This window comes from Lacibacter luteus, assembly GCF_004118265.1.
Lineage (GTDB): Bacteria > Bacteroidota > Bacteroidia > Chitinophagales > Chitinophagaceae > Lacibacter > Lacibacter luteus.
Genome location: NZ_SDHW01000007.1, coordinates 229,619 through 244,296, shown reverse-complemented (window position 1 = coordinate 244,296; position 14,678 = coordinate 229,619). Strand labels below are relative to the sequence as shown.

The following is a 14,678-nucleotide window of genomic DNA, read 5'->3' as shown; positions in this document are numbered from 1 at the left end:
GGCAAAGGTATAGAAAGGATGCCAGTTTCCGGTAAGCTCCCGAAAACCGGCATCATCTGGCTATTTTAAAAAAACAGGGCATTTAAAAACAGTTTGCTTGTACCAAACCAAAATGCACGGAAGTTCATATTATCGCTGTAAGTAATTACTTTACCACGGCCGATATTTTCAATATTCACAACAGCTGTTCCTTTTACTTTATCAACATAACTTTTATGCAGGTAACCGCTCTGCAATGGATTATCGGATAACAAAACAGGTGAATCGTACGGACTGTTATTCTGATCCATAAACAACGTATTTGCTTTAAAGATGCTCATCGTTTTTGTACGGAAACCATAGCAAAGCGGATGTGTATGATCAATACGTGCTTCAAAAATAGAACCGGGCATTTCACGAGCACGCATTTCATCGCTGCGCATGTTGTAGGGCAACATCAAAGTTGTATCTGTTTTACCATCGGCACTGCGGTAAATGGTACGGGTAATGCCCGCCGATGCAAGAAAACGTCCTGCACCTTCAAATGCCAAAACAGTGCCTCCATTGCTAATCCATGCACGGAGTTTATCCTGTTCTGCTTTTTCCATATTGCCATACGAACCTTCGGGCATAACAATAATATTATAGCTGCTGATATTTGCCGAACCAAAACGATCGAGTTCAATTAAAGACGAAGGAATTTTCATTCGCTGATCGAGCATATGCCAGATCTCTCCTGCATCGTTACTGCTGGTACCGTTACCTCCGAGCATCAGAATACGGGGCGTACGTGTAGCTACCAAACTGCCGCTGCCCAAATCAATTCCGCTAACAGATAACCCATTGTTCAACGCATATACCTGCACACCGGTTGCGGCAACATTTGTTTCAATAATACGCTGTATATCGTCTGCCGTTTTTGATTGAATGGCAACCGGAATAACAATGGTTCCGAATGTAAATTTCTTATTGCCGGTTGATGTAACCGATTCAAATTGCTGCGATGCAACTTTGGTAATAACTCCTTTCGATTGCAATGCATATAAAAGTTTCGGTGCATAAAAATCATCCCACTCAAAAGCATAGGCATACTTGCTGCTGCTGCCAATAATTGAGCCTGTTGGTTTCTTTACATCATCTACACTGTTACCAAGAGTTGGTACTGTTTTTAATTCAGCCGAAGGCAAACCCATTGCTAAAGGAAAAGTCCAACTGGTAATATCGTAGAACAAACTGTCTTCGTAATTCAATGTTTTTTCAAAAATGGTTTTTACCAGTTTAAACTGGCTTTGATTGGTTGGCACGATCCAGGAACTGCCGGGCTTAAAACTTTTTCCATCTGCATCAAGTGCCTGTTTGTTTTCGTAGATCTCGATCTTGTGTCGCTTCATCATTTCTAAAAACAAAGCATTGCGGCTTTGATCGTACGCATCGCCAAACACATATGCTTTTACTGCAGATGCAGCGGCTTCTGTTTTTACATCCTGGTAAAACTGTCGTTGGTAATCGAGCAATTCTTTGCGCATGTTGCGTGCAGCTTCCAGCGTGGATAATGCTGTTACAAACTGGTTGCGGATGGTAAAGCCAAACGTAAGCAAACCGTTTTCTGTTTGTTGCACATGCCCACGGCTACTCGCCTGTTCAAACAAAATACCAATACTGCCGTGTATATCGGGAAAAGTTGAACCTTTACCGTAATAGAAATCATCATACCCTTCCTTGGTAAAATAAAGCGAACCGATACTGTCTAAATATTTCGCATGATAGTTACCGATAGCGCCGGTAAGCTGTTGATTTTTCTTTGGTGTGTTGGGGTTTACACGACTGGGAACACCGGGTTGAAAAAAGAAGGTGGAGTTGCTGCCCATTTCGTGATGATCGGTTAAGATATTCGGGCGCCAGTCGTGAAAAATTTTCAAACGGTTCTGGCTTTCGGGCTGCTGTGCAGGCAACCAGTCACGGTTCAGATCGAACCAGTAATGATTGGTTCTGCCACCGGGCCATACTTCATTGTATTCTCTTGTGTTGGGATCGCTTACCAAAGTTGCACTCTTGTGCATATTTACCCAATTGGAAAAACGATTCAAACCATCAGGATTAAAAGAAGGATCTAAAATGATGACTGTATTCTCCAGTAATTCATCAATTGCTTTTCCTTGTGCAGCTGCTAAATGATAAATGAGCAACAGACTCATATTTGCACCGCTGGGTTCGTTACCATGTATACTGCAACCGATCCATACTACTGCGGGCATATCGGCGGTATTTAATGAAGTGCTTTTTACAGGATCGCTTAACTGCAGATGCTGCTGCCGGATGCTTTCAAGCTTTGCATGATTGGCAGGCGTTGTAATAAACAAAGCCAGCTGTTGTCTTCCTTCGTGTGTAGTACCTGTAACTGTCAGTGTAACCCTGTCGCTCGCCGCATCAACTGTTTTCATGTACGTAACAAGGCGGTCGTGGGTAATGTGCCACTCGCCTACATCGTGCCCTACAACCGATTTAGGTGTTGGCACCGAACTGTTATATGAAACATTGGCTGGTAAATAATACGAAAGCTGTTGTGCACTTACCTGTAAGCAACAGGCAAGCAGGGCCGTAATAATAAATTTTCTCATGCAATTGGTTTGTAAGCCGAATATAAGGAAGAAACGATTTGAAGAAATTTGAACAGTGCTTCTTTATGATGATTGGTAAGAGGCAATTTGGTGGTAATTTTGTAAAAAAGAATTATGCGTTTTTGGATGATGAGTTTGTTTGTACTGCTGATGGCTTGCAACAGTGGTGCACAGGAAGCAAAAGAAATACCGGTAGATGAGTTTGAAAAAGGACTTGCGCAGGCAAACATACAATTGCTCGATGTACGTACTGCAGGCGAATATCGTTCCGGTCACTTAAAAACAGCATTGCAGGCTAACTGGAACGATCAGAAAGAATTTACTGAACGTACCGCTTCATTAGACAAAGAAAAAACCGTTTATATCTATTGCCTCAGTGGCGGACGTAGCCATGCTGCCGCTGAAAAGTTGCGTGCCAATGGTTATAAAGTAGTTGAAATGTCCGGAGGCTTCAATGCATGGAAGCGTAATCATAAACCGGTTGAAGGTGCATCGAACGAAAAACAAATGACGATGGATGATTATCAACAACAGCTAACAGGCAAAGAATATGTGCTGGTTGATTTTGGTGCAGAATGGTGCCCGCCCTGCCGTAAAATGGAACCCATCGTTAATAATTTTTTAGCTGCGAATAAAAGCATTTCTTTTTTTAAGATCGATGGTGGTGTGCATACCGATTTAATGAACATGTTGAATATAGACGGCTTGCCCACTTTTATCCTACTTAAGAACGGAATGGAAGTGTGGCGTTACAAAGGCGTGCTTACAGCAGAAGAGTTAAATGCAGTTTGGCAATCGAAAAAAACAGGTACGGGCAAATAACAGGTTTATTTATTTTACGTTTAACACAGCAATTCTCGTTTCAACTTATACACACATGGAAGTAGCTCCAACCAATAAAAAAGCATGGTACCGCAGTTGGTTTAATTCGCCTTATTACCATCAACTCTATTTTCAGCGAGATGAACAGGAAGCGGCCGCTTTTATTGATCGTTTGGTGGAAAAATTAAATCCACCTGCATCAAGCCGAATGCTTGATGTTGGTTGTGGTCGTGGACGACACAGTATTCAACTTGCAGCAAAAGGTTTTGAGGTAACGGGTATCGACATCAGCGAAGACAGTATTGCTGAAGCCAAGCAGAGTGAAACAGATAAACTGGATTTTTTTGTACACGACATGCGTCTTCCCTTCCGGATGAACTATTACGACTACGCATTTAATTTCTTTACCAGCTTTGGTTTTTTCCGTACACGTCGGGAGCATGACAATGCCATCCGCACCATTGCACAATCTTTAAAAACAGGCGGCGTTTTTGTAATTGATTACCTGAATGCACACTTCATCGAAAACCATTTACAATACAAAGGCGAAGTAGAGAAAGACGGCGTAACATTCAACATCACCCGTTGGCTCGATGAAACACATTTCTACAAAAAAATTATTGTGGAAGACGAGGCTAATCTCGAAGAGCCGTTAGAGTTTACTGAAAAAGTTGCCAAATTTTCGCTCGGCGATTTTAATGATATGTTTGCTTTTCATAACCTGCAGATACAGGATGTGTACGGCAGTTACAACTTTGATCCGTATCATGTAAGCAACTCGCAACGGTTAATTATTGTGGCGAAGAAGGTGAAGTAATGAATGATGAATAATGAGTGATGAGTAGTATGAGGGGCTTCTTACTTCTTACCTCTTACCTCTTTCTTCTGCCCTACTTCTTATTATTCAACAACATCCAGCGTGAGCTTTCGTACAAGGCAATGGTTTCGGTAGCAAGATGCTTTTTAATGCTTTCGTATTTCTCTGCAGGCAATGGAACTGTATTAAATCGCACAGGTATCAAAGTATCTTTTTGCAGATTCATATTAAGAATGTAATAGAAATCATTGTTTACCAAACCGATCTTTCCTTCATCGTGGTGAATGATAAATGCAAAATCTTTTGCGCCCTGTTTACGTAACAGATCTCTTCCAATGGTTGTGTTGGTATATGGCTGGTTCAGCAAACCTGCTATCGTTGGCAATACATCAATCTGGCTTACCGCTTCTTTTCTTTTTTCGGGTTTAATAAAACCAGGTGCATAAAACAGTAAGGGAATATGTTCATCTGTTAAGCGTTCGTTTGTCCAAGCATCAGGATACAATGCTTTTGCATTACCCTTTACACCATGATCGCCAACAAAAACAAACAAGGTGTTTTCAAACCAGGGTTCTTTTTTTGCAGCTTCCATAAACTGGCGGATGCTGTAATCGGTATAACGAAGCACTTGCAACTCTCCCTGCGAATCAAATCCATATTTCTGCAACTCTTCTTCCGAAACAGCTATTGAACCAACAGCGGCACTGTCTTCTACCGGTAATACAAATGGACGGTGATTATCGGCTGTTTGTATAATGGAAAAGAAGGGTTTTGTTTGTTGCGACAAAACTGCGTTCGCCTCTTTAAACAAATTATTATCGCTGATGCCCCACACATTAAACTTCGGGCTTTTGTACATGCCTTCTTCAAACAAATGCAATCCATCAACATTCTGCACCAATAAGCCTTTGAAGTTGTTGAACTCACTGTTACCACCAATGAAATAAAACTTTTCATGTTCTGTAAATGCATTTACAATCGTATGCTGATCGATGGCTGCTTCATTTCTTGTTGAGAACTTACTCAACTGCACATCGGGTATACCTGTTAACAATGCAAATACACCACGTGCTGTACCAAAGTGTGGCGAAAAGCAACGTTCGAACAACAAGCCTTCGTTCGACAATTGTTGCAGATAGGGTGTTGCATTTAAAGGATTTCCACTTAAACTTGTTTTGTACATGCTCAGCGATTCGCAAAGAACCAGCACAACATTCATTTTACGTGGTTGTTGCAAAAACGTTTCCTTCCGTTTAAAATCGAGCAACTGATTCTCTGCCGGCAACTGTAACAGTTGTTTCATTGTTTCAAACTGCATCTTTGCATGACTTACATCTGCAAATGGTTTGCGGAAACGAAGTGTAGTGAAAAAATTCTCCAGCGGATTCAATGCCAGGTAGGCTTTAAAATTATCGCCCAATCGAAAAGCATCTTTCCACATCAAGGGTTTTGCCGGGTTAAATCCTGCAATACCAACAACCAAAAGTAAAATCATCCATACAGCACGCATGGGCTTAAACGGATGTTTGAGTGTGTGTACTTTTGCATGACTTCTGTGAAAGAAACGATACAGCAAATAGATAATTACCGAAAGCAACAGAAATATCCAGAACAAAGGGTACGATTGCCACAGCATGCTCATTGAAATTGCAAAGTCTTCAATAAAGTTGAGGGCACTTGCATTAAGACGGGTTTCTACATAATCGAAATGACCAAAATCTGCACCAAAGAAAAATAAAAGAAAGCTACTGACGATAACAAGGTAATAGATCCAGAATTTTTTATGTGCAGATGATTGAAACGGAGAAAACTTCTTTAAACTACCTGCAATAAGGATGGGCGAAAGCAGAATGCATACCCAACGGAGATCAAAACGTAATCCCATCAGAAAAGAAGGAACAGCATCGGAAAAGCTTACATCATCCGGACGAAACGAAAAAAAAGTGAGCACCCGCATAATGCTGAAGCCCAACATAAAAAAAACGAATAATTGTAAAACCCAGCGTGATGTGGGCGGTAATTGAAAGCGATGACCCATAGTTTCCTAAAGCAATGGGCAAAAGTAGAAAGAATTCTGTTTAAACAGCTTTTATTCCATAAGTGGTTTGCTATATTTGACAGTATCATGGTAAAAGCCCTGCTCGACTTTGACCGTTCGCTATTCGGCATCATTAACCAAAAATGGAGTAATCCACTCTTTGATGCTGCTATGCCGTTTATCCGCAACCAGTTTTTCTGGGTACCCGTTTACCTTTTTTTGCTGTTGTTTATGTTCTTAAACTTTCGCAAAAAAGCATTGTGGTGGGTTTTGTTTTTACTTGCAGGCTTTGCATTAACCGATATTCTAAGCGCTCAGTTACTTAAACCACTTATTGAACGCCCCCGCCCCTGCGCCGATGTGTTTACTTCCGATACTGCACGTATGTTAATACCCTGCAGTTACAGTTTCAGTTTTGTTTCATCGCATGCAGCCAACCATTTCGGTATTTCGATGTTTGTGTTTCTTACATTAAAGCAGGTAGGTATCCGTTATTTATGGTTGTTATTTTTATGGGCCTTTTTGGTTTGTTATGCACAGGTATATGTTGGTGCACATTTCCCGATTGATGTGTTGGGCGGTGCTATATTGGGTTTGTTCATCGGTCATAGAACTGCACTTATTTTCAACAAACAGTTTGGGCCTTTACAACTAAGCTGATTCTTTCTTATTTTCACTTAAACAAGCAGTTAGATATAAGGATTGTATCTTTACGCTTTCACTACAATGGAGATATTTATATTACTCGCTCTTATTTTCTTAAACAGCCTGTTCGTTATAGCTGAGATCTCGTTGGTTTCAGCACGCCGTACCCGACTCGAAATTTTTGCTTCAAAAGGTAAAAGCAGTGCACGCACAGCACTTGAACTGTCAGAAAATCCCGAAGTGTTTCTTTCTGCAGCACAAATAGGCATTACGCTCATTGCTATTTTAACGGGTGTGTACTCCGGCGAAAAATTCGGTAAAGACCTTGAACCTGTTTTTGCAGGCATACCGCTGCTTAAAGAATATGCAGAAGAAATTGCAACCGGTGTAATTGTTGTGATTGTTACAATTCTTTCTATTATACTGGGCGAACTTGTTCCTAAACGTATTGGTTTAATTAATGCCGAAAAAATTGCGATGGCGGTGGCTAAACCAATGAAGGCTTTTGCAACCGCAGTTGGGCCGCTGGTTTGGTTTTTAAACAGCAGCACCAATTTAATTTTTCGTTTGCTGAATATTAAAACAGTATCAGATACACAGGTTACGGAAGAAGAAATTAAAGCCATCATCAGCGAAGGAACCGAACAGGGTACCATTGAAGAAGCCGAACAGGAAATTATTGAACGGGTGTTTCATTTGGGCGACAGGAATATTACTTCGCTTATGACACACCGTAATGATATTATCTGGTTCGATGTAAACGATAACGAATCATCCATCAAAGAAAAAATTGTAACACAACCTCACTCTATTTATCCTATTTGCGATGGCGATCTGGATGATATTAAAGGTTATGTTTCTATTAAGGATCTGTATGTGTCGGATGATTTTACTTTGTTTAAAGATCTGATGAAGCCTGCTTTGTTTGTTCCGGAAAACAACTCTGCTTACCAGGTGCTGGAAAAATTCAAGCAGGGCAAAATACACAGTGCCTTTATTGTGGATGAATATGGAAGTGTAGAAGGCATGATTACCTTAAACGACATTCTTGAAGCCATCGTTGGCGATTTACCCGAACCCCACCAGGACGATTATGAAATTATTAAACGGGATGATGGCAGCTTCCTCATTGATGCACAAATACCATTCTATAACTTCCTTTCCCGTTTTGAAAAAACAGAATGGATGAATGAAGGCGAACAGGAGTTTGACACGCTTGCGGGCTTTATTTTACATGAGCTGGAACGCATACCACAGGCGGGTGATAAATTTGAGTGGAAAGGATTCTCCTTTGAAATCATGGATATGGACGGACATCGTATTGATAAAATACTGCTGGAAATACCCGACGATATGAAAGATGATGATGATGAATAAAATTCATCCCATGTAATTATTCCGCCTCAATTACATAAACAACCGAACTGCATTTTTCTTTATTAAATAAGGCACTGAGGTTTGAACGGAAACCATTCCACACAGCTTTTACAAAATTTCCGCCGATATACTTTTCGCTGAGCATAGCAATATAAAAACTGTCGAACCACATACGTTTAGTATCTATCACTTTTAATCCATGCCGTTTCATTAAAGTCCGCATCGATTGTGGGGAAAAATGATACAGATGACGTGGCACATCGTAGGCAGCCCAATTGGCACCATATATTTCGCAATCTTTACTGGTATAGTTTGGCACTGCTACAATTAATTTAGCCTTCGGTGCAAGAATAGCTTTTATGCGGGCAATGTATTCATCTAACTGGTGTACATGCTCGAGCACATGCCACATGGTTATTACGCTGTAGGTAGCGTCTGGCAAACGAAACAATTCATCCGACGGATAAATATCAACATTGTATTTTTTTACAGCCAAAGCCCTTGCTTCTGCATCCGGCTCCAAGCCTACCACACTCCAGCCTGCTCTTTCCATCGTATGCAAAAAAGTACCTGTTCCGCTACCAATATCAAGCAACATTCCTACCTGTCGTTTCGATGCCCGTTTTACCAGCTTTTCTTTCGACATCATTGTAAAAAAACGGGCGGTATGGTAAATGAAATTTACCAGCCCCTTTTTTGTATCGCTGTGCGATATATAAGCCGACGAGTTATAATATTTCTGAATAAGTTCTTGCGAAGGAGCATCTGCTGTAAAACGAAAGCCGCAATCAGCACATTCGCTGATGGTAAAACTCTCCTGTGTTACAGTATGGTCTTTAGCAGATAAAACCGGTCTTACAGATTCACCTTTACATACCGGACAAGAAGGATAATTTACATGAAAGCTCATAAATGGGGCAGTTCTGGTCTGGGTCATGGGATTAATGAATTTTATACAATGCAGGCATTTCCTTAAGCTTTAGTTTTTCGCTGTTGCCCTGCCTGTTCCATTGTTGTGAACGATTACTTAGGGTGAACAAAATAGTAACTAAAGCAATCAAGAACAATACCAAAGCTAACACCCACCAAAAATTGAGGGTTTTTCTTGACCGGCTGTACAGTAATTCTTCCATTTCCACATTCGTTTTTTCCTGCTCGCCTACACGTATGGAATGCTGCGCATTTTTACGAATAATCTTTTCGGCAGTTACCGGTGGCCGTTTAACTGCTTCAAAAGCAGAAACGAAATAGATCTGCTGGTCTTTCTTTGAGAATTGTCCAACTTTCTCCCAGGTCAATTCTGTTTTATCAGATAATGTACGGTGAAACGAATCGGAAAGATGTTGAAGCTGTTCTTTTACCTCCTGCTGCGAAATTCCGTTCTGTTTTTGCACCCACTGCTCAAACAAAACATCATCGCTCCCCTTCGAATCGAAATGAAGAATATGCTCAGGAGCATGCAACAACCTGTTCGGAAAGTCGAGACGTGCCGGCAACTCTTCAATCGAAAAAGTACCAATGCCTTTTATTGAAACCTGCTTTTTAAATGTGAGGTATTGTGCTACCAACTCAACCATCTGCTTATTGTTGCTTTTGGTCAAAAGTAAGTCTTATTCCTGCAAGTAAGTTAAATCCAACAACCTGGTAATTATTCCAGCGCTGATAGCTGTTGTTGAAAATGTTATTAAACTGTCCCCAAACACTTATGAGCGGATGTACTTTAAACTCTACACCGGCATTTAAATCAAAAGCCGCAGGTAAACGGTCGGAGTTACCGGCAATATCTTTTCGGTAAGCTGCCCCCTGCCATGCAAACAGATCGGTCTTCACCATTATTTTCTTCGAAGGCTGCCATCGAAAAGCGGTTGTAAACTCAATTGGCTGTATATGCCATGGACGGGCTTCATCCTGTTGATTCAGGAAATTATAAATATCCACTTTTGCACTTGCATTAAACTGATCTTGCAACACAAAACCCATTTCGGCCTGCGTATGCCACGCCTGCAATTTTCCTTCACGCACAACCTCAAACAAAGCAGGTGTTATATGATTGCTGTACAAAGGCAGGTTAAGATATTCTGTAAAACCTGTTGTAACACGATAGTTGAACGAATTGGCCAGTGTTCCTTTAAAACCGCCGTACAGTTCTGTAATGCGAGTATTGTATTGTGATGTTGGTTGGTTGATCCATGGATTTTCCGAAGCAAGGAACATGTAATTGTTCTTGCGTACATAAGCCGACCATCCGGCAGTAAGAATGATTTTCTTCTCTTGCAAATGCGCATCAATCAACACGTCTGGAAGTACATTCAGTTTACCCTGATCCCATGTAGGGCGGATACCAGCTTTAATATACAATCTTGAAGTCTTGAGCATAGCAGCAGCATTCAGGAAAAAAAGATTGTTGCTGTAAGCTGTACCACCGGTTGGAGTGTATGTTGTAAGATCTGCATTTGCTCTTACCAATAAACCAAAACTGTTACCAAAGCGAACTTCAACAGGCAGATCTAATACGCCGTTTGTTTCTGTACTGCGTGTATCGCTGAATACATTGATATTAAGATCGGGATTATAGCTGATGCCAAACCTGTTTACAAATGCATTGCGCACGCCTGCACGGATATTGATGGTTTGATAAGGCTTCTTCAACGAATCGTCTTTACTGTTTATAAACGAAGCATCAGGTCCGTACAGAAAAGATGTTTGATTTTGATAACCGGCTTTACCATACACTTCCACTTTATTTACAAGCGTGTTGAGATTGGCTGAGAATGCTGTATTGCTGAAACGTTGTACCCGCAATTTTCCTTTTTGTGAAAGATGATTGGCAAAAATGGTGAAGTTGGTTTTCTTACCATCGCCGATTGAAAAACCTGCATCGATCAACGGTGTATTGTAGTTGCCATAACCGGCTTTAATATAATTACTGTTGTGTGCCTGTCCGGCAGAATCAATTTGCAGATTCATTGGTTTTAGGCCAACAGGCTGCAGGTTAAAGAATAAATTCTGTACCGGTATCTGGTAGGTTAATGCGGGTGCTTTTGTATCGGGAGCCGGCGGTGTTGCGTTAAAATTCAGCTTCACTGCATTTTTTAATACAGGTTTGAATGCTGAAATAATTTCAACCGAATTTTTCTTACTGGTATCCTGCGCAATGGCCGATACTGTAAGTAAACCGAAAACAAAAAGAAATATATTGTATTTGTACATGTTTGTTGTTGCTTTATACTGATCTGCTGTTAATGCGTTGCTTCCTGTTGTATCCGTCAGTCGGTGCGTTCGAACTTCGTACTTCTAACTTCATACATTATTACCCATCCACCTTCGAATTCTTTTTCTCTTCTTCTGTTACCTGTTGCAACTTGGTTTCAGCTTCCTGTTTCAACTGCGGGTTGGTTGCATTTTCCACAATACTCTTGAAGGTTGCTTTGGCATTGAAGTAATCTTTCTGTTTAAAATAAATATCGCCTAACATAATGTACGATTTGGTAACCCAATAATCGTACGATCCGCTTTTATTAATTACTTCAAACGCTGCTTTCTCCGCATTGGTCAAGCTGTTGAGATCGAAGTAGCATTTTGCAATTTCATAGCGTGCTTCTGCAGCCCACTCACCTTTATTAACAGTTACAACTGCACGGTACGATTGTATGGCAAGGTCGAATGCATTATTCAATTGATGATTACGGCCTGTTACCAGGTTCGACAATGCTTTATCATCGTTACCTGCTCCCTTTGCAACCAACAGCTCTTTTGCAACATCCGCTGCCTGTTTGTATTCTTTTAATTGATAATGGCAGCGCAACGATCCTCGCAATGCTTCCAGCCTGCTGTCGTCTGTTGTAGCAACATTGCGGAGTATATCGTAATACGGTTGTGCTTTTGCATAATCTTTCAGCTCGAAATAATAAGAACGTGCAGCAATCAACGCACTTTTTTCTGCATATTGACTGCTGCCCTGGTTGGCTACATATTCATAACCGGGCAATGCACTCTTCCAATCTTTACGTGCTGTGTAACATTCGCTGCGGTTGTAATGTGCATCAATGGCATGTGCTCCGTTGGGGAAACGGTTAAGATAATTGGTGATCTGTTCAATTGCACCCGTACAATCGTTGTTGTTGATCTTTACTTCAACAGCTGCATAGGCTAATGAATCGGCTTCACTTGCAGAAATATTTTTGCCGGTTGAACGGATAAATGCTTCGTACTCCTGCGGCTTACCCATCTCTACATAAATATCACGGATGTTCTCCAACGCAAAAGCAGCTTCTTCACTATTTGGATACTGTTGCAGTAATTTTTTGTATTGATCAAGCGCTTCCTGGCGTTTATTTAAATTGAAATAACATACACCAAGCTGTAACAGCGCACTTTGTTTGAAGCCTGTATTTTGCGGAGCACTGATTACATTGTTGAGAAACGGAATAGCAGCCTGGAATTTTTCATCTGCCATATAGGTCTTCGCAATTTCCATATTGGCATCGGGAATTAAGTTACTCCTGGGGTACAAACGTTGAAGAGTAGACAACTGATCGATTTTTGATCGACTGTTGTTTACACCCGACAGCATTGCTTTTTGATACAATGCATAATCTGCATTGGGCCAGGAATAATCCAGCGCCTGCTGATACATACTCAACGCCTGCTTGTAATTCTTCTGCATAAAATAACAATCGGCCAAACGTATATACGCATCCTGGTCAATTGGTGCAGAGTTTAATGCAATACGGCCAACTGCTTTCTGAAAAAAGCCCTGCGCTACAATAAAGTTTTCTTTACGCAGGTAACAATAGCCCATGTTATAATTGGCTTCTTTTGTAGTTGATTCGCCCATACCTGCATTACCGCTTTGCAAAAATTTATCGTAGAAACGAATGGCATCATCGAGCCGGTCGTTTTTATAAGCAATCTCTCCTTTCCAGAAATTCGTTAACGGTAACACCGGTGCATTGTAAGGATCTTTCAGAATTTTATCGAGCAACTGTTCAGCTTGGTTCAGCTGTCCATCATTAATTAATTCTGCTGCACGGCCATACAACATACGTGGATATAAACGCTTGGCTGCATCCGAAGGATCTGTAAGCGATTCCATTAATGTAATGGCATCTTTGTAGTTACTGGTGCCCGTTAGCAATCCTACCAACAATTCTTTAGCCTCGTTGGTGTAAGTACTTCTGGGATATTCGTTGAGGAAACGTTTAAACTCACTGATGGCCACCCCCTGGTAACCTAACTCGTACGAAAGCTTGGCGTAATTAAACAGCGATACTTCACGTTGTTGCTGATTGCTGCTGTTAGCTGCACAAAAAGCAAAGGCATTACGGGCATTTTCTTTTTGATTGGTTTTTAAATAAGCATCGCCCAGCAAATACATTGCACTCTGGCTAAGCGAATCTTCACTGCCACTTAACTGCTTAAATCCATCAATAGCTTTTGTAAGCTGGTTATTTTGATAATAACAAAAACTCAACTCGTATAGATCCTGGCGGGTAACCTTCTCCGATTTGTTTACATATTCTTCCAGCAACGGTAATGCACGCTTGTAATCTTTCTTTTCAAAATAGGCATGCCCGAGCAGTTGCTTCATTTCAAGATCGTACAGAATATTCGGACGCTTTACTGCATCTTCCGCAATTTTAATAGCCTTGTCTTTTTCTCCACGGAAATAATAAATGGAAGCAATGTAAAACGGAACGATCTTTCCATATTCAGGGTGATCTTTTACTTTTTCAAAACAGCCCAATGCTTCGTTGTATTGTTTATCGTTGTAAGCAATAAAGCCATAGTAGTAATTCGCATCGAGGTAATATTTATCGGTTGGCAGTTGACGGATTGTATTAAAAAGCGGCTTTGCCTGCTGGTATTGCTTTAATGTAAAATAGCAGTAACCTATTCTGAATTTCTGCTCCGATATCTGTTCGTTATTTAAACTGGCGATGTTGGCTTTTTCGTAAAACTCCAGTGCATCGGTAAACTGTTGCTTTCGGAAATAGTAGTTACCTAAATGAAAACTGAGCTGTTGCGTGCGGGGCTGGTTATGCACCACCGTTATAAACTCACGGCTGGGTGCAACTACCCTTTCATCGTTTTGCTGTAAACCACAAGCCAGCAGGTAATAATCAATTTCCTGCACCTGTATGCCGCTGTTAAGTACAGTAGATGTTTGTACTTCCTGCTTTAACTCACGTAAAAGCGGTAGTGCAAGACTGTATTGATCGTTAAGAAAAAATTCCTGCGCCTGTTTAAAGCGTGCCTGGGGATCGTTATTGATTGCTGTTGTTTGTGCAGTTAACTGCAAGGTAAAACTGCAACATGCAATTAACAGAATGTAAGTAATGCGGCTGTTCATTAGCGGGTAAACGTTCATCGTTGGCAAATA

General features: G+C 40.9%; 10 protein-coding genes. 4 read left to right on the top strand and 6 right to left on the bottom strand.

The window, feature by feature from the left end:
• Positions 1-65: 65 nt before the first annotated feature.
• Positions 66-2,597, bottom strand: a complete 2,532-nt coding sequence (locus tag ESA94_RS19220; protein WP_129132571.1) for a M14 family metallopeptidase — start codon at positions 2,595-2,597, stop codon at positions 66-68.
• A gap of 114 nt (positions 2,598-2,711) precedes the next feature.
• Here ESA94_RS19220 and ESA94_RS19215 point away from each other — a divergent pair, with 114 nt between their 5' ends.
• Together ESA94_RS19215 and ESA94_RS19210 are read left to right on the top strand one after the other, a co-directional pair.
• Positions 2,712-3,419 (top strand): rhodanese-like domain-containing protein, encoded by a 708-nt coding sequence (locus tag ESA94_RS19215; protein WP_129132570.1) that lies wholly within the window; start codon positions 2,712-2,714, stop codon positions 3,417-3,419.
• Between the two features lie 55 nt (positions 3,420-3,474).
• Positions 3,475-4,236 carry a class I SAM-dependent methyltransferase gene (locus tag ESA94_RS19210; protein WP_129132569.1) on the top strand — a complete coding sequence of 254 codons (762 nt, stop codon included), beginning with the start codon at positions 3,475-3,477 and terminating at the stop codon, positions 4,234-4,236.
• Positions 4,237-4,309: 73 nt separating this feature from the next.
• Here the strand turns inward: ESA94_RS19210 and ESA94_RS19205 are convergent, their stop codons facing one another.
• Positions 4,310-6,274: an LTA synthase family protein gene (locus ESA94_RS19205; RefSeq protein ID WP_129132568.1), complete on the bottom strand. Its 1,965-nt coding sequence runs from the start codon at positions 6,272-6,274 to the stop codon at positions 4,310-4,312.
• A gap of 87 nt (positions 6,275-6,361) precedes the next feature.
• On the opposite strand from ESA94_RS19205, the gene ESA94_RS19200 reads away from it, so the two are divergent.
• Positions 6,362-6,934, top strand: a complete 573-nt coding sequence (locus ESA94_RS19200; RefSeq protein WP_164972800.1) for a phosphatase PAP2 family protein — start codon at positions 6,362-6,364, stop codon at positions 6,932-6,934.
• A 66-nt stretch (positions 6,935-7,000) separates the two neighbouring features.
• On the top strand, positions 7,001-8,296 hold the full coding sequence (locus tag ESA94_RS19195) for a hemolysin family protein (protein WP_129132566.1): 1,296 nt from the start codon (positions 7,001-7,003) through the stop codon (positions 8,294-8,296).
• Positions 8,297-8,312: 16 nt separating this feature from the next.
• Here the strand turns inward: ESA94_RS19195 and ESA94_RS19190 are convergent, their stop codons facing one another.
• The 4 genes from ESA94_RS19190 to ESA94_RS19175 all read right to left on the bottom strand — a co-directional run bounded on the left by ESA94_RS19190 (position 8,313) and on the right by ESA94_RS19175 (position 14,666).
• Positions 8,313-9,206: a class I SAM-dependent methyltransferase gene (locus ESA94_RS19190; RefSeq protein WP_129132612.1), complete on the bottom strand. Its 894-nt coding sequence runs from the start codon at positions 9,204-9,206 to the stop codon at positions 8,313-8,315.
• 31 nt (positions 9,207-9,237) lie between these two features.
• The gene (locus ESA94_RS19185; RefSeq protein ID WP_129132565.1) at positions 9,238-9,873 is read right to left on the bottom strand and encodes a hypothetical protein; all 636 of its coding nucleotides are present in this window, start codon (positions 9,871-9,873) and stop codon (positions 9,238-9,240) included.
• Positions 9,874-9,877: 4 nt separating this feature from the next.
• Complete coding sequence (locus ESA94_RS19180; RefSeq protein WP_129132564.1) at positions 9,878-11,506, bottom strand: hypothetical protein; 1,629 nt, start codon at positions 11,504-11,506, stop codon at positions 9,878-9,880.
• A gap of 100 nt (positions 11,507-11,606) precedes the next feature.
• Positions 11,607-14,666 (bottom strand): tetratricopeptide repeat protein, encoded by a 3,060-nt coding sequence (locus tag ESA94_RS19175; protein ID WP_129132563.1) that lies wholly within the window; start codon positions 14,664-14,666, stop codon positions 11,607-11,609.
• Between the last annotated feature and the right edge of the window lie 12 nt (positions 14,667-14,678).

Coding starts and splice junctions, on each gene's coding strand:
- ESA94_RS19205 (WP_129132568.1), bottom strand. CDS start 6,274: ATGGGTCATCGCTTTCAATTACCGCCCACATCACGCTGGGTTTTACAA.
- ESA94_RS19180 (WP_129132564.1), bottom strand. CDS start 11,506: ATGTACAAATACAATATATTTCTTTTTGTTTTCGGTTTACTTACAGTA.
- ESA94_RS19190 (WP_129132612.1), bottom strand. CDS start 9,206: ATGAGCTTTCATGTAAATTATCCTTCTTGTCCGGTATGTAAAGGTGAA.
- ESA94_RS19200 (WP_164972800.1), top strand. CDS start 6,362: ATGGTAAAAGCCCTGCTCGACTTTGACCGTTCGCTATTCGGCATCATT.
- ESA94_RS19185 (WP_129132565.1), bottom strand. CDS start 9,873: ATGGTTGAGTTGGTAGCACAATACCTCACATTTAAAAAGCAGGTTTCA.
- ESA94_RS19175 (WP_129132563.1), bottom strand. CDS start 14,666: ATGAACGTTTACCCGCTAATGAACAGCCGCATTACTTACATTCTGTTA.
- ESA94_RS19220 (WP_129132571.1), bottom strand. CDS start 2,597: ATGAGAAAATTTATTATTACGGCCCTGCTTGCCTGTTGCTTACAGGTA.
- ESA94_RS19195 (WP_129132566.1), top strand. CDS start 7,001: ATGGAGATATTTATATTACTCGCTCTTATTTTCTTAAACAGCCTGTTC.
- ESA94_RS19210 (WP_129132569.1), top strand. CDS start 3,475: ATGGAAGTAGCTCCAACCAATAAAAAAGCATGGTACCGCAGTTGGTTT.
- ESA94_RS19215 (WP_129132570.1), top strand. CDS start 2,712: ATGCGTTTTTGGATGATGAGTTTGTTTGTACTGCTGATGGCTTGCAAC.